The sequence below is a fragment of the Pseudomonas lundensis genome (assembly GCF_015377145.2).
In the GTDB taxonomy this organism is placed as follows: domain Bacteria; phylum Pseudomonadota; class Gammaproteobacteria; order Pseudomonadales; family Pseudomonadaceae; genus Aquipseudomonas; species Aquipseudomonas lundensis.
On record NZ_CP062158.2, the window covers coordinates 2,113,751 to 2,139,428 of the forward strand.

At 59.5% G+C, this 25,678-nt stretch carries 22 protein-coding genes; 11 read left to right on the plus strand and 11 right to left on the minus strand.

Annotated elements, in window-relative coordinates; all coding sequences use genetic code 11:
* Positions 1-63 precede the first annotated feature (63 nt).
* On the plus strand, positions 64-534 hold the full coding sequence (locus IF654_RS10065) for an Lrp/AsnC family transcriptional regulator (protein WP_047274935.1): 471 nt from the start codon (positions 64-66) through the stop codon (positions 532-534).
* Between the two features lie 6 nt (positions 535-540).
* On the opposite strand, the gene IF654_RS10070 is transcribed toward IF654_RS10065, so the two are convergent.
* Positions 541-993, minus strand: coding sequence for a hypothetical protein (locus tag IF654_RS10070; protein WP_052892169.1), 453 nt, complete (start codon positions 991-993; stop codon positions 541-543).
* 284 nt (positions 994-1,277) lie between these two features.
* Between IF654_RS10070 and IF654_RS10075 the strand changes: the two genes are divergently transcribed.
* Both IF654_RS10075 and IF654_RS10080 read left to right on the plus strand, forming a co-directional pair.
* Entirely contained in the window at positions 1,278-1,970 is a 693-nt protein-coding gene (locus tag IF654_RS10075; RefSeq protein WP_047280347.1) for a glycoside hydrolase family 19 protein, read from the plus strand.
* A 98-nt stretch (positions 1,971-2,068) separates the two neighbouring features.
* Positions 2,069-2,602, plus strand: coding sequence for a DUF3087 family protein (locus tag IF654_RS10080; RefSeq protein WP_047280346.1), 534 nt, complete (start codon positions 2,069-2,071; stop codon positions 2,600-2,602).
* A 73-nt stretch (positions 2,603-2,675) separates the two neighbouring features.
* Here the strand turns inward: IF654_RS10080 and ppnN are convergent, their stop codons facing one another.
* Positions 2,676-4,049 carry a nucleotide 5'-monophosphate nucleosidase PpnN gene (ppnN, locus tag IF654_RS10085; RefSeq protein ID WP_047274928.1) on the minus strand — a complete coding sequence of 458 codons (1,374 nt, stop codon included), beginning with the start codon at positions 4,047-4,049 and terminating at the stop codon, positions 2,676-2,678.
* Between the two features lie 284 nt (positions 4,050-4,333).
* Here ppnN and IF654_RS10090 point away from each other — a divergent pair, with 284 nt between their 5' ends.
* Positions 4,334-4,654 carry a YbjQ family protein gene (locus tag IF654_RS10090; protein ID WP_047274926.1) on the plus strand — a complete coding sequence of 107 codons (321 nt, stop codon included), beginning with the start codon at positions 4,334-4,336 and terminating at the stop codon, positions 4,652-4,654.
* A gap of 63 nt (positions 4,655-4,717) precedes the next feature.
* Positions 4,718-5,134, plus strand: a complete 417-nt coding sequence (locus tag IF654_RS10095; protein ID WP_053069987.1) for an Ivy family c-type lysozyme inhibitor — start codon at positions 4,718-4,720, stop codon at positions 5,132-5,134.
* Between the two features lie 60 nt (positions 5,135-5,194).
* On the opposite strand, the gene IF654_RS10100 is transcribed toward IF654_RS10095, so the two are convergent.
* Positions 5,195-5,725, minus strand: coding sequence for a DUF1269 domain-containing protein (locus IF654_RS10100; RefSeq protein WP_047274924.1), 531 nt, complete (start codon positions 5,723-5,725; stop codon positions 5,195-5,197).
* A 289-nt stretch (positions 5,726-6,014) separates the two neighbouring features.
* Positions 6,015-6,209: a carbon storage regulator CsrA gene (gene csrA, locus IF654_RS10105; RefSeq protein WP_047274922.1), complete on the minus strand. Its 195-nt coding sequence runs from the start codon at positions 6,207-6,209 to the stop codon at positions 6,015-6,017.
* 252 nt (positions 6,210-6,461) lie between these two features.
* Here csrA and IF654_RS10110 point away from each other — a divergent pair, with 252 nt between their 5' ends.
* A complete protein-coding gene (locus IF654_RS10110) occupies positions 6,462-6,821 on the plus strand; it encodes an SPOR domain-containing protein (RefSeq protein ID WP_047280343.1) in 360 nt (119 codons plus the stop codon).
* 105 nt (positions 6,822-6,926) lie between these two features.
* On the opposite strand, the gene IF654_RS10115 is transcribed toward IF654_RS10110, so the two are convergent.
* From IF654_RS10115 to IF654_RS10125, 3 genes are read right to left on the minus strand one after another with little or no spacing between them, the layout of a single operon-like run.
* Complete coding sequence (locus IF654_RS10115; protein ID WP_094988146.1) at positions 6,927-8,342, minus strand: efflux transporter outer membrane subunit; 1,416 nt, start codon at positions 8,340-8,342, stop codon at positions 6,927-6,929.
* On the minus strand, positions 8,326-9,492 hold the full coding sequence (locus IF654_RS10120; RefSeq protein ID WP_094988145.1) for an efflux RND transporter periplasmic adaptor subunit: 1,167 nt from the start codon (positions 9,490-9,492) through the stop codon (positions 8,326-8,328). The genes IF654_RS10115 and IF654_RS10120 overlap by 17 nt, the downstream gene beginning before the upstream one ends.
* Positions 9,482-12,700, minus strand: a complete 3,219-nt coding sequence (locus IF654_RS10125; protein ID WP_094988144.1) for an efflux RND transporter permease subunit — start codon at positions 12,698-12,700, stop codon at positions 9,482-9,484. Before IF654_RS10125 ends, IF654_RS10120 begins: the two co-directional genes overlap by 11 nt.
* Before the next feature lie 221 nt (positions 12,701-12,921).
* Between IF654_RS10125 and IF654_RS10130 the strand changes: the two genes are divergently transcribed.
* Entirely contained in the window at positions 12,922-13,332 is a 411-nt protein-coding gene (locus IF654_RS10130) for a PA0061/PA0062 family lipoprotein (RefSeq protein WP_094988143.1), read from the plus strand.
* A 24-nt stretch (positions 13,333-13,356) separates the two neighbouring features.
* Here IF654_RS10130 and mapR read toward each other — a convergent pair whose 3' ends face one another.
* Both mapR and ccoG read right to left on the minus strand, forming a co-directional pair.
* On the minus strand, positions 13,357-14,766 hold the full coding sequence (gene mapR / locus IF654_RS10135) for a GntR family transcriptional regulator MpaR (protein WP_094988142.1): 1,410 nt from the start codon (positions 14,764-14,766) through the stop codon (positions 13,357-13,359).
* Positions 14,767-14,877: 111 nt separating this feature from the next.
* Positions 14,878-16,299 carry a cytochrome c oxidase accessory protein CcoG gene (gene ccoG / locus IF654_RS10140; protein ID WP_047274907.1) on the minus strand — a complete coding sequence of 474 codons (1,422 nt, stop codon included), beginning with the start codon at positions 16,297-16,299 and terminating at the stop codon, positions 14,878-14,880.
* A 288-nt stretch (positions 16,300-16,587) separates the two neighbouring features.
* Between ccoG and IF654_RS10145 the strand changes: the two genes are divergently transcribed.
* A complete protein-coding gene (locus IF654_RS10145; protein ID WP_094988141.1) occupies positions 16,588-17,205 on the plus strand; it encodes a maltotransferase domain-containing protein in 618 nt (205 codons plus the stop codon).
* 54 nt (positions 17,206-17,259) lie between these two features.
* Here IF654_RS10145 and IF654_RS10150 read toward each other — a convergent pair whose 3' ends face one another.
* Together IF654_RS10150 and IF654_RS10155 are read right to left on the minus strand one after the other, a co-directional pair.
* Entirely contained in the window at positions 17,260-17,499 is a 240-nt protein-coding gene (locus IF654_RS10150; protein WP_047274902.1) for a DUF3203 family protein, read from the minus strand.
* Positions 17,500-17,522: 23 nt separating this feature from the next.
* Positions 17,523-17,693 (minus strand): hypothetical protein, encoded by a 171-nt coding sequence (locus tag IF654_RS10155; RefSeq protein WP_169835865.1) that lies wholly within the window; start codon positions 17,691-17,693, stop codon positions 17,523-17,525.
* A gap of 349 nt (positions 17,694-18,042) precedes the next feature.
* Between IF654_RS10155 and IF654_RS10160 the strand changes: the two genes are divergently transcribed.
* The 3 genes from IF654_RS10160 to glgB are packed head-to-tail and all read left to right on the plus strand — an operon-like array spanning position 18,043 to position 25,665.
* Positions 18,043-20,037, plus strand: coding sequence for an alpha-1,4-glucan--maltose-1-phosphate maltosyltransferase (locus IF654_RS10160; protein ID WP_194862503.1), 1,995 nt, complete (start codon positions 18,043-18,045; stop codon positions 20,035-20,037).
* A 58-nt stretch (positions 20,038-20,095) separates the two neighbouring features.
* Positions 20,096-23,443 (plus strand): maltose alpha-D-glucosyltransferase, encoded by a 3,348-nt coding sequence (gene treS, locus IF654_RS10165; RefSeq protein WP_094988139.1) that lies wholly within the window; start codon positions 20,096-20,098, stop codon positions 23,441-23,443.
* Entirely contained in the window at positions 23,440-25,665 is a 2,226-nt protein-coding gene (glgB, locus tag IF654_RS10170; RefSeq protein ID WP_047274896.1) for a 1,4-alpha-glucan branching protein GlgB, read from the plus strand. Before treS ends, glgB begins: the two co-directional genes overlap by 4 nt.
* Positions 25,666-25,678: the final 13 nt, after the last annotated feature.

Genomic DNA, 25,678 nt, shown 5'->3' on the forward strand with positions numbered 1-25,678 from the left:
CCAAGGGTTAAATCGAGTGCTATTGGAATAAATACCCTCCACATCGAGATCAAGAGGCACAGTATGCTCAACGCTCTGGATAGAACCGATAAAGCCCTGCTGGCTGCATTGCAAAACAATGCGCGATTAACGGTGGCTGAACTCGCGGAGCAGGTGTCGTTGACCACCTCGCCTTGTTGGCGGCGGGTCAAAATCCTTGAACAACAGGGCCTGATTACGGGTTATCAGGCGATCATCTCGCCCAAGCAACTGGGGTACGGCGTCACGGCCTTTGTCAGTGTCATGATGGCTTCGCATTCTCAGGAAACAGCCAGAAAGTTCGAGCAGTGCTTACTGGATATTCCTGAGATCGTGGCCTGTCATAACATTTCGGGTCGTTATGATTTCTTGCTTGAAGTGGTGGCTAAAGACCTTGAATCTTTTGGTGAGTTTGCGCGTGAAGTTCTGCAAGCTTTACCTGCGGTCAAGGAGATCTATTCAAGTTTTTCATTCAAGTCGGTAAAACCGCTTCGCAAGATGCCCCTTGGACTTTAACGACCGTTACCCGATAAAAAAGTCGACCGTGTAGCTGTAGGGCCTGGAGGGGTTATGGTGGGTGAGTTGTGAGCGGCAGGGGAAGTCCGGATACTCGGCACATGCACAGTGGTGTGTCCAATAGAATGTCACCTTGGGCGCGCGATGATTAAGTCTTTTCTCATAGGCATATAAGAAACTACTTTCAAAAGTAATGATCGTCTTGTCGAGCGTGTAAGCAGCGCGAGATTCAAAGATGGATTTTTTAACATCATAGTCAATCAGAATGTCACCCCGTAATTTGGGTGTGGTCACGAACTGAATTTGGTCGACGCGCACGTCAAGATTGTTGTCCGATAGCTCCGGAGGGAAAGCGCCCTGTCTCGCCGTGTGGTGTGCAGAAAGCAAATCCAGTCGGTAGCCCGTTTTATTGATAAATCGCATATTGATATACATGTTGTCGCCAGGATGGCTGGTCATTCAATGAGTTCCTGTAAGGATGGTTCGGTCGTTAATCTGTGTGGTTAAGCCTAAGTATGGTGTGTGTTTTATAAGTAATGCGCAGGATTTACAGAAGGAAATACTTACATTGTTGTACGCCGTTACGGGTGGGGAGCCGCAGTGGGTTAAAAGGGTTGAAGTCGGGTGAATAATGTCGGTTAAAGTTAAATTGTAAGTAGGAAGTGTCTTTTTGCTTCTTGAACGGGTGCGCGCATACAAAGAGAGTGCTTAGCTTTTATTTTTATTAATGGTAAGAGCACACGATGTTGACACGAGAGTTGATGATGGGGTTGTTCCCCAAAAGTTCACAGTTCATGAACGATTACTTGCCTTCCTTACAGCATGTGGCGCAGCAGCGACAGATCACTACCCCGCGCCGGATAGCGGCGTTTTTGTCCCAAGTGGGGCATGAGTGTGGCGGCTTTACAGTGTTGGTCGAGAACCTTAATTACAGTGCGGGTGGTTTGGCCGCGACGTGGGGTTCACGGTTTGCCGAAAAAAATGCGGCTGGCGCCTACATAACCGTCATGGAGGGGGGGCGTTCACGACGAGTGCCCAACAGTGATGCGCAGAAGTTGCATCGCCAACCCGAGGCCATTGCCAATCGGGTGTACAGCAATCGTCTGGGTAACGGTGATGAAGCGTCAGGAGACGGTTGGCGTTACCGTGGCAGGGGGCTGATTCAGATGACGGGCAAGAGTAACTATCAACAATGCAGCCTGGGCCTGTTCGGGGATGAGCGTTTATTGACCACGCCTCAATTGCTTGAACAGTGGCGCTGGGCAGTCGAGTCGGCAGGCTGGTATTGGAGTACCCGTAACCTCAATGCGTTGGCAGATGGCGATGATTTTGAGCGTGTGACACGGGCTATCAATGGAGGACTTAACGGCCATGCCCAGCGCGTAGCGCTATATGAACAAGCCCTCAACCTGATGAGCCAGACATCTGCTGGTTGACTGGCGTTATTAATGGGAGTGAAACCTCAGCTCACTCGGTTTAGATGCCATAATGCGCGCCTGTTTTTTTCCAGCCACGCAGGGGTATTTAAACCGTGATGTTTGAACTGAAGTCGATGAGTCCCGAGGCTTATCGTCAACAAACCCGGCGCAGCACGCTTTACATCGCCTTGCTGTTTGCCTTGCTGGCGCTGGTGATTTCTGGCTTGGCAGTGATGCTGGCAGGCGTGCCGGGCGGTGATAACTTCCGGTTGAATCTGGCCGGAGTGATCGTGGCACTGATCGTCACGGTCGGTCTGGTGCGCTACGTGTTCTGGTCCCAGCCCTGGATGGCGGCTGCGGTGTATGGGTGGCAACTCAAGCGCAGCCTGATGCGGGTCACAAATGTCATGCATCACGTGACGGCGGGTGTCATGGCCGGGGATGTCAGCGCGCTCAAGCTGTTGCGTTTTTATCACCTGGGCATCACCCAGATGTATCAGCTGGATGCTAACTCCAGCGCGTTGAGCCAGATGGTGCGCGAGATCGACCTGCACAAGGCGCGGCTTGAAGCGTTGGGCATCGACACTGAGCAAACGCGATTGGACCCTGCGTGGATCGAGAAGGTTAAAACGTTCACACCGTTGAAATAAAACGTTAAGGCCAGCCAAGCCATGGGGGCGCCCAGTGCGCACCTGTAGCCCGGCCAGCCATGACGCTGCGTGGTTAGCTCACCACGCGATAGCAGGGCACATACGCTGCACCACCGGGGAGTTTCATGCGGTGTTGCTCGACGAAGGCCTGCAGCAATTTGTCCAGCGGCTTCATCACAGCCGCATCGCCATGGATCTCGTAAGGACCATGTTGCTCAATCAGATGAATGCCTTTTTCTTTCACGTTACCGGCCACAATGCCTGAAAAAGCCTGTCGCAAATTGATAGCCAATTCATGGGGTGGCACGTCCTTGCGCAATTGCAGGCTGGCCATGTTGGCATGGGTCGGATCGAACGGGCGCTGAAAACCCTCATCAATCTTTAAAAGCCAGTTGAAGTGGAACGCGTCATTGCGTTCGCGACGGAACTGTTTGACCTCTTTAAGCCCGGCTGTCATCTGGCGCGCCACTTCGGCCGGGTTATCGATGATGATCTGGTAGTGCTTTTGCGCCGCGTCGCCCAGGGTCGCGCCCACAAACTCGTGGAGCTGTTGCAGGTAGGGTTCAGCTTCTTTAGGGCCGGTCAGAATGACCGGAAACGGCACATCGCTGTTGTCGGGATGCATCAAAATCCCGAGCAAATACAGGAACTCTTCTGCCGTGCCTGCGCCGCCCGGGAAGATGATGATGCCGTGGCCTACGCGTACAAAAGCTTCAAGGCGCTTTTCGATGTCAGGCAAGATCACCAGTTCATTGACGATCGGGTTGGGCGCTTCGGCCGCAATGATCCCAGGTTCGGTCAGCCCCAGATAGCGTCCGCCCGACAAGCGTTGCTTGGCGTGGGAAATCGTGGCCCCTTTCATTGGGCCTTTCATGACGCCGGGACCACAGCCAGTGCAGATGTCCAGCAGCCGCAGGCCCAATTCATGGCCGACTTTCTTGGTGTATTTGTACTCTTCGGTGTTGATCGAATGACCGCCCCAGCACACCACGATTTTGGGTTCAACACCTGGGCGTAAAGTGCGCGCGTTGCGCAGCAGGTGGAACACGTAGTCGGTAATCCCGGCCGAGGTGCTCAGGTCCATGCGCGGGCTGTCGAGTCCGCTTTGGGTGTACACGATGTCGCGCAGGGCGCTGAACAGCATTTCACGCGTGCTGGCGATCATTTCGCCATCCACAAAGGCATCAGCCGGAGCGTTCAGCAGCTCAAGGCGAACCCCCCGGTCTTGCTGATGAATACGCACTTCGAAGTCTTTGTACGCTTCAAGGATGGTTTTGGCATTGTCGACATGGGCGCCGGTGTTGAGGATGGCCAGCACACATTGGCGGAACAGGGTGTAACTGGTGCCTGAGCCCACTTCGCTCAGTTGCTGCACTTCACGTTGCGATAACGTCTCCAGGCTGCCTTTGGGGCTGACTGAAGCATTGATGACGTGTCTTTGGACCATTGAGAACTTCCTTGAGCGGGTCAAAAAATTGCCTGACGCAGTTTTACATGCATACCTGCCGAGTGTATCTAGGCCACAAGAAGTCCCGATTGTCGTGGCGCTGGATATCTGTTCATTGTTGATGCCGGCTGTTTCGCGGCTGGCCTCTACAGTAACACCGCCTGCTCATAAGACCAGCGCACCGCAGACGTTGATGATCAAGTCGGTCGAGCCTGCTTTGTCTGAGGTAACCTGTGCCTGAATAAGGGAAGGTGCAAGACCTCACCTCGCATAAGGAAGGGTTAATGATCATCACCACAACCAACAGCATCGAAGGGCGCCAGATCACGGAGTACCTGGGGGTCGTCAGTGCAGAGTCGGTACACGGTATCAACGTCGTGCGGGATTTCTTCACCGGCATGCGGGATTTTTTCGGTGGGCGTTCTCAGACGCTGGAGCGCGCATTGAAAGAAGCGCGGGCAGAAGTGACGGATGAAATCCGAGAGCGTGCGGGCGTGCTGCGCGCCGATGCAATTGTGGGGCTGAATTTTGAAATCAGCATGCCGTCAGGTCGCGGTGGCATGCTGGTGGTATTCGCCACCGGCACGGCCGTGCGCTTGAGCTGAAACTGCGCTAAACCTGTGGCAGTTGTCAGACCGTTAGTTTTGAGAAAGAGAAGGAGCGTTTCGATGACAGGATTTTTAAAGCGTGCGTTGATGGGGTGGGTCGTGGCGGGTGTCGCAACGGGAGTGGCTGCCGAAAGTCGGCTACCTGAGCTGACCACTCAAGCACCCTATAAACAAGCGTATGCGGCCATGCTGGCTTACCCGGATTGGGTCAAAACCGGTCAGGGCACTGCGGCTCCTGTTGAAAAAGTGGTCATGGACGGTAAAACCTGGACCGTCGGCCAGATGTGCAAACCCCACGATTGTGCAGCCAATCAGTTGAATGTGGTGTTTAGTCCCGATGGCAAACAGGCGTGGGGGCTACTGTCCGTTCGCGCCGAGAATGCCGAAACATTTGATCAGCAATTTTTGGGCATGCCGGATGACACCATTAAAAAGCTGCTCAACAAATCGTTTGCGGACAATAACCCTACCGATTGAGATCGGCTCAAACCGTTCGACCACCCTTGAGGCGGTCGAACGAGCGGCAACGGATGGCTTTTACGCTTTCGTCAGGCTGGTTTGAGAGAGTGCCGCCTGAAGTTTTTCTTCTTGCTCGGGGGAAAGCGAGGTGCGCAACACTTTGCCCTTGAAGTTTGAATCTTCAAGTTCCTTCAACACTTTCTCGGGCTGGAACTTACGCAACAGCACGAACAGGGCCGAAGAGTTGTTGGGAATGGTTTCGCTCAGCGACTTGATGAAATCGTCATCGATGCCGTAATCGCTCAACGACCCCGAAAGCGCGCCAGTGCCCGCACCGAGCGCGCCGCCGATGGCAAAACCTGCCAGCGGGTTGAGAAACAGCAGCCCGACCAGAGCACCCCACAGGCCGCCAGTGACCAAACCGGAGGTCGCGCCAAGGGCGGTGAGGTTCACGCTCTGTTTGATGTGCACCTTGCCTTCATTGTTACGAACAACAATGACCGCATCTTCCAGCTCCACCAGATGCTCTTTGCTCAACGACACCATTTTGGTCAAGGCGCGGTCAGCTTTTTCAGTATCGTCAAATCCCACTACGATCAAATCAGACATGTCTTTCATTCCTTGACTGTGCAGTTCCAGCCCGCAACGGGCTGAATGAAGAAGTAGGCCTCAAAGTGTGATGACACCTTTAACACCTTGTTGCGCAGCACTGCAGCGGTTGAGAAGCGGCTGCGAGCAATGAGCGTGGTCGCAGACCTTGAAACCGTCAAGTCGATACCCGGTTCGGGTTGTCGCACCAGGGAGCAGAAGGGAAAACAGCACAGAGGGGAATAGAAAGGAAGAGGAGGGCTGGCTGAGCAGCCCTGACACTTACTCCAAGGGCTGATACCTCGGAGATTTATTGCTGATCGTTTTTGTCCGAAGCAGTAAGGCCAGCCTGGATGCGCTGGTAAATTTCTTCACGGTGTACGGCTACATCTTTGGGTGCGTTGATGCCAATTCTGACCTGTTGGCCGCTGACACCTAAAATAGTGATCGTAATATCGTCACCGATGTTTATGCTTTCACCAACTTTGCGGGTGAGTATCAGCATTTTTTTCTCCTTGATGGCTTTGTATGGCACGTCTCTGAGACGGTGCGGCTTCGGTCATGGCTACAGAATACTGCTAACTGCATATAAATGCGCCGCTCATTACAGACGTCATAGCCAGAGTGGCAATTCCCTGTACGAGGAAAGCTCTCGCCTATGTGTCTTAGATAAGGGCGTATCGGATTTGTTCAAGGAGAGCAAAGGCCGCTGCCCCAGTGATAAAATCGACCCACTCAAAAAGATAGGGGAAACGCAGTGCGTAAAGTCATCGTGATGACAGCAATATTGGCCCTGACGGCTTGCGGTCAGGAGTCTAACGATAAAATTCAACGGGCTAAAGCAGCTTCTGACACATCGACTGTTCAAGCACCGGTGGCTCGCTGGGCGGTAGAGGTCAAACTGGGCGAGACTCAAGCGCTCAGTGATTTGACGGCAAGGCTGCTGGAACATGGTTATAGCTCTTATATTTCGGAAATTGACGGTGTTCAACGCGTGCTGCTCGGCCCCTTCACTAGCCGCGACGAAGCGCAGGCGATGTTGACCCGCTTGATAACCCAACTCGACAACCTGCAAGCCCGGATCCTTGAGTTGCCTGTCGACAAGCCCGCCCACTAAGCAGTCACGGTGCCGTTTTGCTTCCTAAGCGTAGCGGCAACCGGCGCAGGCGCAGGCTTTGAGCCATAATTTTTTTGCACCCTGAGCGTGCCCCGGTGGCGTTGGTCACTGAGCACGCCAGCCACCACCCAATGACGTCAACAACGCCACACTCGCCTGCAACTGGCGGGTGCGCAGGGCCTGCACCTGACGTTGCGCCTGCAACGCGGCGGTTTGCGCAGTGACCACTTCCAGATAACTCACCGCTCCCGCTTCATAACTGCGGGTGGCCAGCGTCTGGGTGTTGTGCGCCGCATTGGCGGCGGCCTGTTCGTCCAGCCGCTGCTGGCGCAGGTCGCGCAACTGCGCAAGGTTGTCTTCAACTTCCCGCACAGCGTGCAGAACCGTGCTGCGGTACGACGCGCTGGCCTCTTCAAATTCGGCCTTGGCCTGACGCGCCTGCGCATTCAGTCGGCCGCCGTCAAAAATGGGCAAGTTGACCAGCGGCCCCAGTGCCCAGAATCGGTTGCCCGCCGCCAACAGGTTGCCTGCCCCCCCGGTTTGCCCACCGATTAATCCGCTCAGGCTAAAGTCGGGATACCAGGCCGCTTTCGCCACCCCGATCTGTGCATTGGCAGCAAACACCCTGCGCTCCGCCGCTGCGATGTCGGGGCGGCGTTGCAACAGGGCGCCGGGCAGCGTGTCGGGTTGCTCCGGCGGGGACAGCGTTTGTTCGCGGGCGGCCAGTTCAAACGTGCTGGCGGGTTCGCCCACCAGTTCGCCAATGGCATGCTCAGTCAAGTTGCGCTGCCCGCGCACCTCATCCAGTTGCGCCTGGGCTTGGGCCAGTTGGGTCTGGGCGCGGGTGAGGTCCACTTCAGAGGCAATCTGGCCCAGATAACGGGCGCGGGTCAGTTGCAGGGCCTGGCTGTAATCCTGCAGCGAGCGGGACACAATGCGCTGCTGCGCATCCAGACCGTCGAGCTGCACATACAAACAGGTCAATTGCCGTTGCAAACTCAAGCGAGCGACCGCCAGATCATCGGCTGACGCCTGCGCCTGTGCATCACCGGCTGCCACCTGATTGCGAATTTTGCCCCACAGGTCGAGGTCGAGATTCAGCGCGAAGCCTGCTGTATTGCTGTTGTACACCGACGGTTGTGTCGTACCCCGTAACGGGCGGCTATCTGATTGACGTTCGCGCAGCGGCTGGGCGCTGGCTGTCAATTGCGGGAACAGACCGGCATGCAACTGGCTGGCATACGCTTGGGCCGCATCAACATGCGCCAGCGCCGCCGCCAGGTCGGGGTTGGCGTCCAGTAATTGTTGTTGCAGAGCGTTGAGGCGTGCGTCCTGATACACCCACCACCAATGCGCCGAGTGTTGGTCCGCGGGGTGCGCAGGATGCCAGGCACCAGCATCGGCCTGTTCACGATAATGCGCGGGCAATGCGAGCTGTGGCACGGTGTAGGCGGGGGCCAATGAACAGCCCTGCAACCCCAGGACCCACAGCAATAGTGCAGACTTAAGCCTTGGCAGCATGAGGCGCTCCCTGGTTCGCGAGCCGTACGGCATCACCGTCGCGCAAAGCGTCGGGCGGGTTGTCGATGACGGTATCAGCAGGCTTTAGCCCTTGATCGACCACCAGCCGATCCCCCAGGTCCAGCCCGATATGGATGGTCTGCAAATGCACATGCTGCGATGCATCCAGCAGCGCCACTTGGGTACCTTGGGCGCGAAAAATCAGCGCGCTGGCGGGAATGCTGACCCCATGGGTGTCAGGCGCAACCGCCAACACGGCTTCGGCATAGTCGCCGGGCATTAGCGCATCGTTGGGATTGGGGACCACAAATTGGGCCATCAGCGTGCCCGAGCGCGGGTCAACCGAGGTTGAGTTGCCCATCAGGCGAGCGCTGAAGGTTTGCCCCGGATGCTCCGGCACCGAGAGTTGAGCTTGCATACCGGGGCGCACCACGCTGGCGTAGTTTTGGGGCACCGGCACATACAGGCGCAGTTGGTGGGTATCCGCGATGTCAAACAGTTCGGTGTCGCTGTCCGTATCGGCCTTGATCAACTGGCCAATGTCCGTATGGCGCGCAGTGATGGTCCCGGCGAAAGGCGCGCGAATGGTTTTGTAGGCTTCCAGTGAGCAAAGTCGTGCGAAATCAGCCTCGGCCGCCTGCGCATTGGCATGGGCGGCGGCCGCATTCGATTGCTTCTCGTCGGCTTCCTGACGTGACACCGAATGCGACGCCAGCAGGTGTTGCCAGCGCGAGGCCGTGGTCGCCGCCAGCTTTGCATTGGCCTGCGCTTGCAGCATCCGGGCGCGGGTTTGTGCCAGTTGCTGGTCCAGATCGGGACTGTCGATCAACGCCAGCACCTGACCCGCTTGCACCTTGCTGCCGATATCGCTTTGCCAGCTCTTGAGGTAGCCGTTCACCCGCGCCTGTATGGGCGCTTTGCTCCAGGCCTCAAGGTGGGCTGGCAAGCGCAAGGTGTCGCCCCCGGCGTTTTGCCGGGGCTGGAACACGCTCACCACCGGCAAGGCAGCCGCTTGCGTCCACTGGCTGACCGCCTGCTCATGCCGGCTGCGGCTCGCCAGTCCGTTGGCCACCAGCAGGGCGGCCAGCGTCAGGCCGCCGATGCCCAGGTACATCAAGCGCGTGTGCGAAGGTGTTTGATCAGACGACATGGGGCGTTTCTCCAGCAGCGCGAGTGTCTTTACGCCCGTGTACCAGGCTGAATACCACGGGCACGAATAACAGGGTGGCAACGGTGGCCAGCATCAGGCCGCCAATCACGGCGCGGCCCAGCGGGGCGTTTTGTTCTTGCGAGAGCGCCAGCGGCAGCATCCCGAACATCATCGCCAGCGCCGTCATGCAGACCGGTCGGAATCGGCTGTAGCCCGCTTCCAGCGCGGCCTTCAGCGCGTCGCCATGCTCAGCCAGGCGTTCGCGGCAAAAACTCACCACCAGAATCGAGTTGGCGGTCGCCACCCCCATGCACAAGATGGCGCCGGTCAGGGCTGGCACCGACAACGAGGTGCCGCTGAGGAACAGCATCCACACGATCCCGGCCAGGGCTGCGGGCAGGGCGGTGATGATGACGAACGGGTCCAGCCAGGACTGGAAGTTGACGACGATCAGCAGGTAAATCAGGACCACGGCTCCCAGCAAGCCCACACCGAGGCCGCTAAAGGCTTCGTGCAAGGCGTCGATCTGCCCGTGCAGGCTGACGATCGTGCCGTTGGGCCGCAGGTCGGCGGCGCCATCAATCACCTGTTGCACGTCGGCGGCCACGGCGCCCAAATCGCGCCCCTGAATGTTGGCGTACAGGTCGAGGGTCGGCTGGATGTTGTAGTGCGTGACCACGGCCGGGCTGTGTACGCGGCGCAGGGTGGCGAGCCCGCCGAGGATGTGTGACTGGCCGTTACTGCCCGTCACCGGCAAGGCTTCCAGGGCGGGCAGGCTGTCCAGCCGGTATTGCGGTGTGGCCGCGACCACCCCGTACGACACGCCATTTTGCGGGTTGAGCCAGAAGGTCGGCGCCACCTGCGAACTGCCCGCCAGGGACGCCACCATGCTGTTGGTCACATCACGCTCGGTAATGCCCAGCCCGCTGGCACGCTGACGGTCGACATCCACCTGCAATGACGGGTAACCCACCGACTGCTGAATGCGCAGGTCAGCAATGCCCGGCACCTGCTGTAAACGGCGCTGCAATTGCAGGGCATAGGCGCGATTGGCAGCGTCATCACGTCCGGAAATCTTCACGTCCAGCGGCGCGGGCGCACCGAAGTTGAGGATCTGGCTACTGATGTCGGCGGGCATGAACGCAAATTGGCTGCCGGGGAAGCTGTCGGGCAGTACGTCACGCAACTTTTTCACGTACGCGGCCGTCGGCCCATGATCGGCCGTGAGCGTGACCTGAATATCGCCGTCCTGGGGCCCGATAGTGCCGCTGCTGCTGTAGGCCATGTCGATCCCGCTTAATGGAATACCAATGTTGTCGACGATGCTGTCCACTTGATCGGCCGGGATCACCTCGCGGATGCGCGACTCAATACGGTCGAACGCTGCGGCACTTTCCTCAATGCGCGTGCCCAACGGCAGGCGCACGTGCAACGCCAGGGCGCCAGCATCGGTAGCCGGGAAGAAGTCTTGCCCAAGGCTGGGCAACAACGTGAACGAGGCCAGTACACACCCCATAAACACCAGCAGGAACCGCTTGCGCCACGCCAGCGCCAGTGTCAGCAATCCGTAGTAGCCGTCGCGCACGGTAGAAAAACGACGCTCAAACCCTTGCTGAAAGCGCAGCAGCGCCCGCACCGGCACCGAGTGTGGCTGTTTGGGCTGTACGCCTTCGTGGTGATTGAGGTCGCTGTTTTCCGGGTGATGGCCGACGCCTTGCTCAGGCACATGGGGCTTGAGCAAAAACATCGCCAGCGTCGGCACCAGCGTGCGCGACAGCAGAAAGGAACTGCCCATGGCGAACATCACGGCCAGCGCCATCGGGCGGAACAGGTAGCCGGCAATGCCTTGCAACATAAACATCGGCACGAACACGATGCAAATGCACAACAGCGAGACAAACGCCGGGCCGACGATCTGTCTGGCGCCATCCAGGATGGCCTCACGCACCGATTTGCCCTGTTCAAGGTGCCAGTTGATGTTCTCGATGGTCACCGTGGCGTCGTCCACCAGAATCCCCACCGCCAGGGCCAGTCCGCCGAGTGTCATCACATTCAGGGTTTGCCCGCTCAGCGCCAGCAACGCAATGGCCGCCAGCACCGCCAGCGGGATCGACACTGCAATGATCAGTGTCGAACGCCAACTGCCGAGAAACAGCAGAATCATGGCGCTGGTCAGCAAGGCGGCAATCACCCCTTCCTGCGCCACGCTGCCCACCGACTGTTTGACGAACACCGAGGCGTCGCCCAGCAACGAGGTTTTCAGTGACGGCGGCAGGGTTTCATTGATGCGCGGCAGCATCGCGCGAATGCCGTCGACGATGGAAAGGGTCGAAATGTTGCCGTTTTTCAACGCTGGCATCAGCACCGCGCGGTGGCCGTCCACCCGCACGATGTTGGTTTGCGGCGGCGATCCGTCACGCACGTGGGCCACTTGGCCAATGGTAATCAACGCGCCGTTCACGGTTTTGATCGGCAAGTCGTTGAGTTCGTCGATGGCCTTGGGGCTGTTATTAAGCATCACCGTGTACTCATAGGTGCCGAGCTTGGCCGTGCCCACGGGGATGATCTGGTTTTGGGCCGCCAGTGCAGTGCCCACGTCCTGCGCCGACAACCCCTTGGCGGCCAGCGCTTGCGGGTCGAGGTCGAGGGTAATCTGGCGCTGTTTGCCGCCCATGGGGGTGGGCATGGCCAGCCCGGGCAGGGCGCTGAGGGGCAAGCGAATGTTGTTCTGCACCAGGTCGCGGATGTGCGCTTCTGACAGCGTAGGGCTGGAGAACGCCAGTTGCAGAATCGGCACGGTGGAGGCGCTGTAGTTGAGGATCAGGGGCGGGGTAATGCCGGGCGGCATTTGTTTGAGCACGGTTTGCGACACCGCGGTGACTTGGGCGTTGGCCGTACGAATGTCGACGCCGGGCTGGAAGAAAATTTTCACGATGCCCATGCCCGGCAACGATTGTGACTCGATGTGTTCGATGTCATTCACGGTGGTGCTGAGCGAGCGCTCATAGGTGTAAATCACCCGTCCCGCCATGTCGGCGGGCGCCAGCCCGGTGTATTGCCATACCACGGCAACCACCGGAATGCCGATGTCCGGGAACACGTCCGTGGGCGTACGCACGGCGGCCAGGGGGCCAATGATGCAGATGAAAATCGCCAACACCATAAAGGTGTAGGGCTTGTGCAGTGCGGTCTTTACCAGCCCGAGCATGCCTGAACCTCCGGGGAGTGGAATTGCAAACCCCGGCAGTCTTGCCGCTGGAACCTAACGCGGCGCTTTCAGGCAGGTGAAGGATCCTTTAAGAAAGGGCTGAAAATCCCTTCATTTACCTTCATTTGGCGCTGTGCCCGAAGGCGGCCAAGCTGATGGCCTGTGTGACGGAGGCAGGTCAGCCCCGTCATGTCCATGGTCTGTTTTCGAGGCGCGTTGCGATGATTGTCAAACCCTTGCTGTTGATTCCGGGCCTGAGCCTTGCACTGTTACTGTCGGCCTGCGCCGGTCCCATGCCCGCGCAGGACCCGAGCGAGGCCTGGATTGGCCTCAAGGAAGAGGGCACTGGCGACCTGATGGCCGAGCGTGTGGATGGCCAAAACACCCGTGACGGGCGTTTTTTTGAGGTGACACCGGGCTCCCACCGACTGGACGTCACGTTGTACGAAGGGGCCAGCGGTGATCAAAATCAGGTCGATTGCCAGGGTAACGTCAGCTACCAGGGCTTCAAGCCCGGCGGCCATTATCAACTGATCGAATCGAGCCTGGGCGCGCAGATCAGTGCCCGGCTGGTCGACGGGCAGGGCAAGGAAGTGGCCCACACGGCGGACTTCACCTGTCTGCCCGGTTAGCGTGAGGCCCCGGTGCCGGGCGCGCTAAAACGAGCGCACGATCTTGCCCAGGGTTTCCATGGCTTTTTCACAGGCTTCATCCCACGGGCTGCCGTAGTTGAGGCGGATGCAATTGCGAAATCGCTGGGTTGCCGAGAAGATCGGCCCCGGCGCGATGCTGATGCCTTGGGCCAGCGCCATCTGAAACAGCTTGAGCGAGTCCATCTGTTCGGGCAGCTCCAGCCACAGGAAGTAACCCCCCGTGGGCTGGCTGACACGGGTTTGCGCCGGGAAGTAACGGCCGATCGCGGCCAGCATGGCGCTTTGCTGTTCTTCCAGCGCGTACCGCAATTTACGCAGGTGACGGTCGTAACCGCCGTGTTGCAGGTAGTCAGCGATGGCCGCCTGCGCGGGCATTGACGCGCACAGCGAGGTCATCAGTTTCAGGCGTTCGACTTTTTGCGCGTAGCGACCCGCCGCCACCCAGCCGATCCGGTAGCCCGGCGCCAGGCTTTTGGCAAACGAGCCGCAATGCATCACCAAGCCTTCGGTATCGAAGGCTTTGGCCGGTTTAGGGGCGTGTTGGCCGTAATACAGTTCGGCGTACACGTCATCTTCGATCAACGGCACCTGATGGGTGCGCAACAGGTCGACCAGTGCCTGTTTCTTGGCATCGGGCATGCTCGCGCCAATCGGGTTCTGGAAGGTGGTCATGCACCACACCGCCTTGATCGGGTGACGCTCCAGGGTGTGTGCCAGCACCCCAAGGTCAATGCCGTCGCGCGGGTGCACGGGGATTTCCACGGCCTTGAGCTTGAGTCGCTCCAGCACTTGCAGGCAGGCGTAAAACGCTGGGGCTTCAATGGCCACCAGATCACCGGGTTCGGTCACCGCTTGCAGGCACAGGTTCAAGGCTTCCAGCGCCCCGTTGGTGATCAGCAACTCCTCCATGGGCAGCATCAGCCCGCCCACCATGTAACGCAGGGCAATCTGGCGCCTGAGTTGCGGGTTGCCGGGGGACATGTCGGTGACCACCATGCGCGGGTCCATTTCGCGGCTGGCGGTGGCCATGGAACGGGCCAGGCGCTGCAACGGAAATAATGTCGGGCTCGGGAAGGCCGAGCCAAAGGGCACGGTGTGCGGGTCCTTGATCGAATCCAGCACTGAAAACACCAGCCCGCTGACGTCCACTTCCGTGGATTCGGTGACGTGGCTGCTGAACGCCGGTTCACAAAACGGGCTGGGTGTATGGGCGTTGACGAAATACCCGGAGCGCGGCTTGGCCCGGATCAAACCGCGGCGCTCCAGCAGGTAATAGGCCTGAAACACCGTGGAGGGGCTGACGCCGTAAGTCTGGCTGGCATAGCGCACGGAAGGCACCCGTTGGCCGGGGCCGAGCATCCCGGAGCGGATCAGTTCGGCAATGTCGTCGGCAAATTTTTCGTAACGTTTCATGTGGGCAAGGCTCGGTCCGGCGTTATTCAAAAAGTTCAGCACCGACACTCTACCTGTCGCCGCCGCGCATCGCAGCGGCAACCGGGCCGGTGTGTGCTCGGCGGGTACGCCTCAGCGGTTGAGCGGCGCTACGAAACGGCTGTCAGCCACACCGCGCACGCTGGGCTGATCGGTGTCCGTGACCACGAACGTGATGGTCTGCGAGCTGCTGGTCGGGCGATCGGCCAGCAGGGCAACCGAGACCGGCAGGTCGGTGATTTCGCCGGGTGCCAGGGTCAACTCGGTTTTACCTTGCAACTGGTAACCCTCGCCGTCCTTGAGCGACACACGATAGTGCTGGGTATCCTGGGTTTTGTTGATGATTTTCAGGCTGTAGATGTTTTCGATCTGGCCCTGGCTGTTCTCACGGAACAAGCCGCGGTCTTTGATCACATCCAGTGACACCATGCTGCGTTGGTTCAACGCCACCACCAGAGCACCGATCATGACCACCAGCACCACCGCATAGCCAATCAGGCGCGGGCGCAGCAGGTGGGTCTTGCCACCCTGCAATTCGTGTTCGGAGGTGTAGCGCACCAGCCCGCGGGCATAGCCCATTTTGTCCATCACCGAATCACAGGCATCGATACAGGCCGCACAGCCGATGCATTCCATCTGCAAGCCGTCGCGAATGTCGATACCGGTCGGACACACCTGCACACACATGTGGCAATCGATGCAATCGCCCAGCCCGGCCTGTTTAGGGTCGGTCCCGCGTTTGCGCGGTCCACGGGATTCGCCACGGGCCACGTCATAAGAAATGGCCAGCGTGTCCTTGTCGAACATCACACTCTGGAACCGCGCATACGGGCACATGTGCATGCACACGGCTTCACGCAGCCATCCCGCGTTGATGTACGTGGCGCCGGTGAAGAACAGCACCCAGAACAGACTGACGCCAGCCATTTCCAGGGTCAGCAGTTCTGTGGCCAGCGGCCGAATGGGTGTGAAATAGCCGACAAACGTCAATGCCGTCATCACGCTGATCGCCAGCCACAACGCATGCTTGGCGGTACGGCGCGCGATTTTCGGGAGGCTCCAGGGCGCGGCCTTGAGTTTGATGCGTTGGTTGCGGTCGCCTTCGGTGACCTTTTCGCACCACATGAACAACCAGGTCCAGGTGCTTTGCGGGCAGGTGTAGCCACACCACACGCGTCCAGCAAACACCGTAATAGTGAACAAACCGAACGCGGCTATGATCAATAGCCCGGACAGCAAGATGAAGTCCTGAGGCCAGAAGGTGGCGCCAAAGATGTGGAACTTGCTTTCGGACAGGTCCCACAGGACGGCTTGACGCCCGTCCCAACTGAGCCAGACAGTGCCGAAGAACAGCAGAAACAGAAACCCTGCACCGATTAATCGAAGGGTACGGAACAGACCAGAAAAACTGCGGGTATGAATCGCGTTATCGCTGGATGCGTTTTTGGGTTTTGCGGCTCTGGGTCGAGAAGCCTCAAATGATTCAATAATCTGGACGGGAATATGTTCGCTCATGGTCTTCGCTCATCAGCCTCCATCAGGCCGGAGCACTATGCCGAGCGGACTGTTTGCATAACAGACTCAGCTATCTGTTTTAAAAGCGGATCAGATGGTTTTTTCGAGGTGCCTGCGACAACCGGCTGCACCCCGCTGAAGAGCAGTATTTATGGGGTGTCAGCTTGTAACCGAATGCGTCTTGGATGATGCTGATCGAGATCAAGGAAAATGCGACTCACCTGACAACAGAGCTCCAGAATTGAGTAGGGTGAGCCAGCGCTTATGTGTGTGTTGAGGAGTCAATGAATGTCAGCCGGGGCGTGGTTTGAACCAGGTTCAGAGTCAGATGGAATAAAAAGCGGCCTGGAGCTGCCGCAGATCGTGATCGAAAACACCGAGCCGGTTGTTGATTTCGGCCAGCAACCGGCCAAGGCCGTGGTCGGCCAGTTATTAAAAGTCACCAGTCATGCGTATTGCCTCACGTCCGGACCACTGGCAGTGATTGTGCGCTGGCGGCATGTCGACAGCAGTGACGGCGACAGCCTGCACCTGCATACCTTGGGCAATCGCGTGTGGTACGGCCAGATCCTGATCGATCAACCGGGGCCCCATGTGTTTTGCATCGACGCGTGGATCGACAGCTATGGCGGGTATTGTCTGGCGCTGGAAAAAGCGGTGCAGTCAGGCGAGCCGCCGCAATCACTGATCGATACCGGGTTAGCGCATATCGTGCAGGCGCTCGAGCGGTGTGATGAGGAGCGACAATACCCGTTACAGGCGCTGCACCTCCACGTGAGGCGTGTGTCGCCGCCTGAGCAAATTGCCTGTTTGATGAATGAACGCACCAAAGCCTTGATGCGTGATGCCCAGCCGCGTACCTGCTTGACCCTCAGCCCTGAATACCCGCTGTACGTCGTGCGTTGAGCGTTGCGGCGAGCACCGGGGTAACGGTGCTCGTCGTGGGGGCAAAAGGACGGTTCAGATCGGTGAATCCGGGCTGGTGGCATGCCGCATGTTCCGTTGATCCACCGCGCCTGCGCCGACCAGGGTTTCTGCCTCTTGCTCGGTAATGTTGATGAGTACGTGGCCAACCCGTGCTTCTGATAGGCCTGAAGGGTTGTTGTTCATGACGATGATCTTGGGTAACGGCACCTGTAACTCACCTTCACTGCGTGAAAAGACGCAGATGCCGCGATTTCGATCGATGACAAAACTCATGGTGGCTCTCCTTAATCTGCCTCTTAAGCGGCGGGGTTGCCCTTGATGGGCGGCATCTCGCTGGGTGGGTCGCCCACCGGCTTTGGATCGGCCAGCGGTGAGTCCTGTTCAGGAGCCGGTGGCGGGTCAGAGGGCGGGATCACCGGATCGTCAATGTTCGGGTCCGGCGTGTGCGCAGGAATCGGAATACTCATCAGTAGGCCTCATGGCTGTTTTCAGCGGCGGATAAACGTCAGGTCTTCATAGGGGTTGACCGGTGACCTGCACAAAACACTCCCGCCACACGACCAACGGAGCCTTTTAAAACAGTCTGAACTTTTAAAGCGGATGCTCCCTCCCAAGCTAGGGTCTGTTCCCGTTTCAGGGCAAGCCGCGTCGTTGGCTACCCGTGACATGCGACCCGAAGGGACGAACGCCCACGTAACGCAGGGCGGAGTTGCTCCAAGCGGATTGGGAACAGACCCCTAGATGCCCGGTGTCAATGCCGGAAAGTGCTTTGAAACGACACACGTTAGCGTCCATGGGCGTGAGGAGTGATGCTCGATGACTGCTGATTTCCAGGATTCAGATTCAACCGCTGTATTGCCTCTGTCCCATGCGCTGCTGCTGCCGCGCATTGCCATCGAAAGCACCTCCCCGGTGCTGGAAAACGGCCAGTTTGCCGTCAAGGCAACCCAAGGGCGGACGGTGGACGTCACCACCAAGGTCTTCACCGATGGCCACGATCAACTGGCCGTGATGCTGCATTGGCGCCGTGCCGAGCATCAAGAATGGTCCACCGCGGCCATGACGTTCGTGGGCAATGATGGCTGGGCGGGGCAGTTCGAGGTGCCGTTGCAGGGACGCTATGAGTTCTGCATCGAAGCCTGGATCGATCGCTTTGCCAGTTTTTGCCACGAGCTGGAGAAAAAACACCAGGCCGGGGTGCCGGTGAGCCTTGAGCTGCAAGAAGGCCGCGTGCTGGTGCAACACGCCATCGAGCGCACCCAGGGTGAGCTTCAGGCGCAGTTGCAGACGCTGTTGATTCAACTGGCCGGTTTGCTCGAAACCGAACAGGTGGCGCTGTTTCTCCATGAAAGCAGCGCTCACCTCATGGCACAGGCGCAATATCACGCCTACGTCAGCCTCAGTCCTCGCTACCCGGTCGAGGTGGAGCGCCCGCTCGCGGAGTTCGCCAGCTGGTACGAACTGTTCCCGCGTTCGATGACCCACGATCCCGCCCGGCACGGCACCTTTAATGACGTGATCGAGCGACTGCCGATGATTCACGACATGGGCTTTGACGTGCTGTATTTTCCGCCGATTCACCCCATCGGCCGCCGTCATCGCAAGGGGCCCAATAACTCCCTGCAAGCCGGGCCGGACGATCCCGGCAGTCCGTATGCCATCGGCAGCGAAGAAGGCGGGCACGAGGCGATTCACCCGCAGTTGGGCACCCGCGACGATTTTCGCCGTCTGGTGCAGGCCGCCGCTTCCCACGGGCTGGAGATCGCGCTGGATTTCGCCATCCAGTGCTCCCAAGACCACCCCTGGCTGACCCAGCATCCCGGCTGGTTCAACTGGCGCCCGGACGGCACGATCCGCTATGCGGAAAACCCGCCGAAAAAATACCAGGACATCGTCAACGTCGATTTCTATGCGCCGGATGCGATTCCTTCGCTGTGGCTGGCCCTGCGCGACATCGTGCTGGGCTGGGTGCAAGAAGGGGTCAAGCTGTTCCGCGTGGACAACCCTCACACCAAGCCGCTGCCGTTCTGGCAATGGCTGATTGCCGACGTGCGTAGCGCGCACCCCGAGGTGATCTTTCTGGCCGAAGCCTTCACCACCCCGGCGATGATGGCGCGACTGGGCAAAGTGGGGTACTCCCAGAGCTACACCTATTTCACCTGGCGCAACACCAAGGCCGAGCTGACCCAGTACTTCACCGAGCTCAACCAAAGCCCGTTGCGTGAGTGCTTTCGGCCCAACTTCTTCGTCAATACCCCGGACATCAACCCACGCTTTCTTCAGGAGTCGGGGCGTGCGGGGTTCTTGATCCGCGCCGCGCTCGCCACCATGGGCTCGGGGTTATGGGGCATGTATTCGGGGTTTGAGCTGTGCGAGTCCGCCGCCTTGCCGGGACGGGAGGAATACCTGGATTCCGAGAAATACCAGATCCGCCCCCGTGACTTCACCGCGCCCGACAACATCGTGGCCGAGATTGCCCAGCTCAACCGCATCCGCCGACAAAACCCGGCCTTGCACACGCATCTGGGCGTGACGTTCTACAACGCCTGGAACGACAACATTCTGTATTTCGGCAAGCGCAGCGCCGATGGCAGCAACTGGGTGCTGGTGGCCATCAATCTGGACCCGCATCACGTGCAAGAGGCCCATTTTGAATTGCCCTTGTGGGAAATGGGGTTGCCCGACGATGCCGCCACCCGCGGCGAAGACTTGATGAGCGGCCATCGCTGGACCTGGTACGGCAAAACCCAATGGACGCGGCTTGATCCAGCGGTCCAGCCCTTCGGCATCTGGCGCATCAAACCTCTTTAACCGAGCCTTGAGCCGCTGCCCGGGCGGCCTCGCGCGTGCGAATCAGCAGGTATTACCCATGGCAAAGAACGTCGCAACCGCAAGTTTTATCAACGACCCGCTCTGGTACAAGGACGCGGTGATTTATCAAGTGCACGTGAAATCGTTTTTCGACTCCAACAATGACGGAATCGGCGATTTTCCGGGCTTGATCAGCAAACTCGATTACATCGCGGAGCTGGGGGTCAACACCCTGTGGCTGCTGCCGTTCTACCCATCGCCACGGCGTGACGATGGCTACGACATCGCCGATTATCGCGGCGTCCACCCGGATTACGGCACCCTGGCCGATGTGAAGCGCTTCATCGCTGAAGCCCACAAGCGTGGCCTGCGGGTCATTACCGAGCTGGTGATCAACCACACCTCTGACCAACACCCCTGGTTTCAAAAGGCGCGGCACGCCAAACCCGGCTCCAAGGCCCGGGATTATTACGTGTGGTCCGACACCGACGAAAAGTACGACGGCACGCGCATCATCTTTCTCGACACCGAAAGCTCAAACTGGACGTGGGACCCGGTCGCGGGCCAATACTATTGGCATCGTTTCTACTCCCACCAACCCGACCTTAACTTCGACAACCCGCAGGTCATGAAAGAAGTGCTGGCGGTGATGCGCTACTGGCTGGACATGGGCATCGATGGCCTGCGCCTGGATGCCATTCCGTACTTGATCGAACGCGATGGCACCAACAATGAAAACCTGCCCGAAACCCATCAGATTCTGAAACAGATCCGCGCCGAAATTGATGCCCACTACCCGGACCGCATGCTGCTGGCCGAGGCCAACCAATGGCCCGAGGACACCCAGCAGTACTTCGGTGACACCGACGGCATCAATGGCGACGAATGCCACATGGCGTTCCATTTCCCCTTGATGCCGCGCATGTACATGGCGCTGGCGCAGGAAGACCGCTTTCCGATCACCGACATCCTGCGCCAGACCCCGGAAATCCCCGCCAATTGCCAGTGGGCGATCTTTTTGCGCAACCACGATGAGCTGACGCTCGAAATGGTCACCGACAAAGAACGCGATTACCTGTGGAATTACTACGCTGCGGACCGTCGTGCGCGGATCAACCTGGGCATCAGGCGGCGCCTGGCACCCTTGATGGAGCGCGACCGTCGGCGCATTGAGCTGCTCAACAGCCTGTTGCTGTCCATGCCCGGCACGCCCACCTTGTATTACGGCGATGAAATCGGCATGGGCGACAACATCTATCTGGGCGACCGCGACGGCGTGCGCACCCCCATGCAGTGGTCGATTGACCGCAATGGCGGGTTTTCGCGGGCCAACCCGGCCAGCCTGGTGCTGCCGCCGATCATGGACCCGTTGTACGGCTACCAGTCCGTCAACGTCGAGGCCCAGTCCGGCGACCCGCACTCGTTGCTCAACTGGACTCGCCGGTTGCTGGCCGTGCGCAAGCAACAGCAAGCCTTCGGCCGCGGCAGCCTGAAAATGCTGTCACCGAGCAACCGCAGGGTGTTGGCCTACATTCGCGAATACACCGACAGCCAGGGTAAGAACGAAACCATCCTCTGCGTGGCCAACGTGTCGCGCAGCGCGCAGGCGGTTGAGCTGGACCTCAGCGAGTACGGCGGCCGGGTGCCGGTGGAAATGCTCGGCGGCAATGCGTTCCCGCCGATTGGCCAGTTGCACTTCATGCTGACGCTGGCGCCGTATGGCTTCTATTGGTTCCTGCTGGCGCCGGAAAGCCAAATGCCGGGCTGGCACGCCGAGCCGGTACAAAGCCTGCCGGAGCTGGTCACGCTGGTGATCAAAAAACGCATTGAAGAAGTGCTCGAAGCGCCGACCCGCACCACTCTGGAGCGCGTCACCCTGCCTGCCTGGCTGCCCAAGCAGCGCTGGTACGGGCAAAAAGGCGCGCCTATCGAGCACGTGGAGTGGGTGTACGGCACACGCCTGGGGCAGGCCGACACGCCGATGTTGCTGACCGAAGTGCGGGTGACCGCGGGCGGTCAGCCGCGTCGTTACCAACTGCCGCTCGGGGTCGTGGGTGAAGATCAGCCCGTCAGCGCCCTGGCTCAGCAATTGGTCCTGTGCCGCGCCCGACGGGTGCGTCAGGTCGGCTTCATTACCGATGCGTTCAGCCTTGAACCGTTTGTGCGCACGGTGTTGAGCCACCTACACGCCGGTACGGTGCTGGACAGCGACGCAGGTCAGATCCGGTTCACCCCGACCGCGCAGTGGGCTAAACAGGGTCTGGATGAAAACAGCGAGATTCGTTACCTGTCGGCCGAGCAGTCCAACAGCTCGGTGGTGGTCGGCGGCACCCTGGTGCTCAAACTCATTCGTCAGCTCAGCACTGGCGTGCACCCGGAGCTGGAAATGGGCGCTTACCTCACGGCGGCGGGCTACCCGAATATTTCCCCGTTGCTCGGTGCCGTGGAGCGCCATGACGCCGACGGCGAAAGCACCTTGCTGATGATCGCCCAAGGCTATCTGAGCAATCAGGGCGATGCGTGGACCTGGACCCAAAACAATCTGGAGCGCGCCATTCGTGACGAGCTGGCGGATGCCATGTCCGAACACGATCAGCACTACAACGCCCTGGGCGAGCTGGCCGACTTTGCGGCCGTGCTGGGCCGCCGGCTGGGCGAAATGCATCAGGTGCTGGCCAGCGCGACCGACAACCCGGATTTCACGCCGCAGACCACCGGCGCGAAAGAGGCACGCCATTGGGCCACGGCCATCAGTCGGCAGGTCCACGCGGCGTTGCAGCAACTCGACGCTCACCTGTCGCAGTTGTCCGCCGAGGATCAGGCGCAGGTCAAGCACTGGCTCAAACATGAGCGCGAGATCGGCGCTTACGTCACCTCCCTGGCCGATCACACCCTTGGCGGTCCCTTGATTCGCGTGCATGGCGACTTGCACTTGGGGCAGGTGCTGGTGGTGCAGGGCGATGCGTATTTCATCGACTTTGAAGGTGAACCGGCGCGGCCCTTGCAAGAAAGACGCAGCCGCCACAGCCCGTACAAAGACCTCAGCGGGCTGCTGCGTTCGTTCGACTACGCCGCCGCCATGGCGGTGGCACAGGTGCAACAGGCGGACCATTCGCCCGAAGCCGACCTGGCCCGCCAGCGCGTGGTCGAGCGTTACCTTGAGCAAGCGCGCGGTGCCTTGACGCAGGCGTATTCCCACGCAACAGCTAATCTGGCTTCAGGCTGGAAGGTGGAGGGTGGCCCGCAGGCTGCACTGACCCTCTTCAGCCTGGAAAAGGCGGCCTATGAAGTGATCTATGAAGCGGCCAACCGGCCTGCCTGGCTACAGGTTCCACTGCGCGGGCTGAGCGCCTTGCTCAGTCAGGTGCCAGGCATGTCCAAGCCTTTGAACGGAGAGAAACAATGAGTGCTGGCAAGGATCTGGGTAAGGCACGTGGTGGTTTATTGCCCACTCGGCAAGACATTGAGGCGTTGATTAACGCCGAGCACCGCGATCCTTTTTCGGTGTTGGGCCCCCATGCGGACGGGCTAGGCGGGTATTACATTCGGGCGTTTTTACCGCAGGCGTTGAGCGTCAATGTGGTCGACCGCGAGACAGGCGACGTGCTGGGGCCGTTGTCGTGCCCTGACGTGCCGGGGTTGTTCGTCGGCCAGTTCGCCGAGCCGCGTGCGTACGCATTGCGTATCCAGTGGGCCGGGGGCGAGCAAACCAGCGAAGACCCCTACAGCTTCGGCCCGCTGTTGGGCGAGATGGACCTGTACCTGTTTGCCGAAGGCAATCACCGCGACCTCAGTCATTGCCTGGGCGCTCAGGTGATGAGCGTCGACGGCGTCCCCGGCGTGCGCTTTGCCGTGTGGGCGCCCAATGCCCGGCGCGTGTCGGTGGTGGGCGATTTCAATATCTGGGATGGCCGCCGCCACCCGATGCGCCTGCGCCATCCGAGCGGGGTGTGGGAAATTTTTATCCCGCGTTTACAGGCGGGTGAAGCCTACAAATACGAAATTCTGGGTGAACACGGGATTTTGCCGCTCAAGGCCGACCCCATGGCCCTTGCCACGCAACGGCCGCCGCAGACCGCGTCCAAAGTCGCCTCGCCGCTGGCGGTGGACTGGCAGGACCAGGACTGGATGCAGGCCCGTGGCCAGTTGCAACGCCCCGACGCGCCGTTGTCGATCTACGAACTGCACGTCGGGTCGTGGCAGTGCGAAGTGGACGAGGTGGGCGAAGTGGCCCGCCAATACACCTGGCACGAATTGGCGCAGCGGCTTATCCCTTACGTGCGTGAGATGGGCTTCACCCACATCGAGCTGATGCCGATCATGGAGCACCCGTTCGGCGGCTCGTGGGGCTATCAGCCGCTGTCGCAATTTGCCCCGAGTGCGCGGTATGGCTCGCCGGATGACTTCGGCGCGTTTGTGAATGCCTGTCACGTGGCGGGTATCGGCGTGATTCTGGACTGGGTGCCGGCGCATTTCCCCAATGACGAGCACGGTCTGGCCCAGTTTGATGGCACGGCGCTGTACGAATACGCCAACCCGCTCGAAGGCTTCCACAAAGACTGGAACACCCTGATCTACAACCTGGGCCGCACCGAAGTTCACGGTTTTATGCTGGCGTCCGCGCTGCACTGGCTCAAAGACTTCCACATCGACGGGCTGCGGGTGGATGCAGTGGCCTCCATGCTGTACCGCGATTATTCGCGTCAACCCGGTGAGTGGATCCCGAACCGGCATGGCGGGCGGGAGAACCTGGAAGCCATCGACTTTTTGCGCCACCTCAACGACGTGGTGGCACTTGAAGCCCCCGGCGCGCTGATGATCGCTGAAGAGTCCACGGCCTGGCCGGGCGTCAGTCAGCGCACCGATGAAGGCGGGTTGGGGTTTTCCTACAAATGGAACATGGGCTGGATGCATGATTCGCTGCACTACATTCAGCAAGACCCGGTTTACCGCGCGCACCACCACAACGAGCTGAGCTTCGGGCTGGTGTATGCCTGGACCGAGCGCTTTATCCTGCCGATCTCCCACGACGAAGTGGTGCACGGCAAACACTCGTTGATCGACAAAATGCCCGGCGATCGCTGGCAGAAGTTTGCCAACTTGCGGGCGTACCTGAGTTTCATGTGGACCCATCCGGGCAAAAAGCTGTTGTTCATGGGCTGTGAGTTTGGCCAGTGGCGCGAGTGGAACCACGATCAGCAACTGGACTGGTACTTGCTGCAATACCCCGAACACCAAGGCGTGCAGAAGCTGGTGGGTGACTTGAACCGCCTGTACCGCGATTGCCCGGCCCTGCACGATCAGGACGACGTAGCGCAGGGCTTTCAATGGCTGATCGGCGATGACGCCACCAACAGCGTGTATGCGTGGTTGCGCTGGAGCAAAGACGGCCAGCCGCTGTTGGTGGTGGCCAACTTCACCCCCGTGCCGCGTCAGGGATACCGGATTGGCGTGCCGTTCGCGGGCACTTGGCAAGAAGTGCTCAACAGCGACGCCGATACTTACGCGGGCTCCAACTATGGCAATGGCGGAGGCGTGGGCACTGAGGCGCTGCCCAGCCATGGGCAAACCCATTCACTGGCCCTGAACCTGCCGCCGCTGGGGGTGTTGATCCTCAAACCGCACTGACCGGCCACTGCCG

Coding starts and splice junctions, on each gene's coding strand:
- IF654_RS10065 (WP_047274935.1), top strand. CDS start 64: ATGCTCAACGCTCTGGATAGAACCGATAAAGCCCTGCTGGCTGCATTG.
- IF654_RS10070 (WP_052892169.1), bottom strand. CDS start 993: ATGACCAGCCATCCTGGCGACAACATGTATATCAATATGCGATTTATC.
- IF654_RS10075 (WP_047280347.1), top strand. CDS start 1,278: ATGTTGACACGAGAGTTGATGATGGGGTTGTTCCCCAAAAGTTCACAG.
- IF654_RS10080 (WP_047280346.1), top strand. CDS start 2,069: ATGTTTGAACTGAAGTCGATGAGTCCCGAGGCTTATCGTCAACAAACC.
- ppnN (WP_047274928.1), bottom strand. CDS start 4,049: ATGGTCCAAAGACACGTCATCAATGCTTCAGTCAGCCCCAAAGGCAGC.
- IF654_RS10090 (WP_047274926.1), top strand. CDS start 4,334: ATGATCATCACCACAACCAACAGCATCGAAGGGCGCCAGATCACGGAG.
- IF654_RS10095 (WP_053069987.1), top strand. CDS start 4,718: ATGACAGGATTTTTAAAGCGTGCGTTGATGGGGTGGGTCGTGGCGGGT.
- IF654_RS10100 (WP_047274924.1), bottom strand. CDS start 5,725: ATGTCTGATTTGATCGTAGTGGGATTTGACGATACTGAAAAAGCTGAC.
- csrA (WP_047274922.1), bottom strand. CDS start 6,209: ATGCTGATACTCACCCGCAAAGTTGGTGAAAGCATAAACATCGGTGAC.
- IF654_RS10115 (WP_094988146.1), bottom strand. CDS start 8,342: ATGCTGCCAAGGCTTAAGTCTGCACTATTGCTGTGGGTCCTGGGGTTG.
- IF654_RS10120 (WP_094988145.1), bottom strand. CDS start 9,492: ATGTCGTCTGATCAAACACCTTCGCACACGCGCTTGATGTACCTGGGC.
- IF654_RS10125 (WP_094988144.1), bottom strand. CDS start 12,700: ATGCTCGGGCTGGTAAAGACCGCACTGCACAAGCCCTACACCTTTATG.
- IF654_RS10130 (WP_094988143.1), top strand. CDS start 12,922: ATGATTGTCAAACCCTTGCTGTTGATTCCGGGCCTGAGCCTTGCACTG.
- mapR (WP_094988142.1), bottom strand. CDS start 14,766: ATGAAACGTTACGAAAAATTTGCCGACGACATTGCCGAACTGATCCGC.
- ccoG (WP_047274907.1), bottom strand. CDS start 16,299: ATGAGCGAACATATTCCCGTCCAGATTATTGAATCATTTGAGGCTTCT.
- IF654_RS10145 (WP_094988141.1), top strand. CDS start 16,588: ATGTCAGCCGGGGCGTGGTTTGAACCAGGTTCAGAGTCAGATGGAATA.
- IF654_RS10150 (WP_047274902.1), bottom strand. CDS start 17,499: ATGAGTTTTGTCATCGATCGAAATCGCGGCATCTGCGTCTTTTCACGC.
- IF654_RS10155 (WP_169835865.1), bottom strand. CDS start 17,693: ATGAGTATTCCGATTCCTGCGCACACGCCGGACCCGAACATTGACGAT.
- IF654_RS10160 (WP_194862503.1), top strand. CDS start 18,043: ATGACTGCTGATTTCCAGGATTCAGATTCAACCGCTGTATTGCCTCTG.
- treS (WP_094988139.1), top strand. CDS start 20,096: ATGGCAAAGAACGTCGCAACCGCAAGTTTTATCAACGACCCGCTCTGG.
- glgB (WP_047274896.1), top strand. CDS start 23,440: ATGAGTGCTGGCAAGGATCTGGGTAAGGCACGTGGTGGTTTATTGCCC.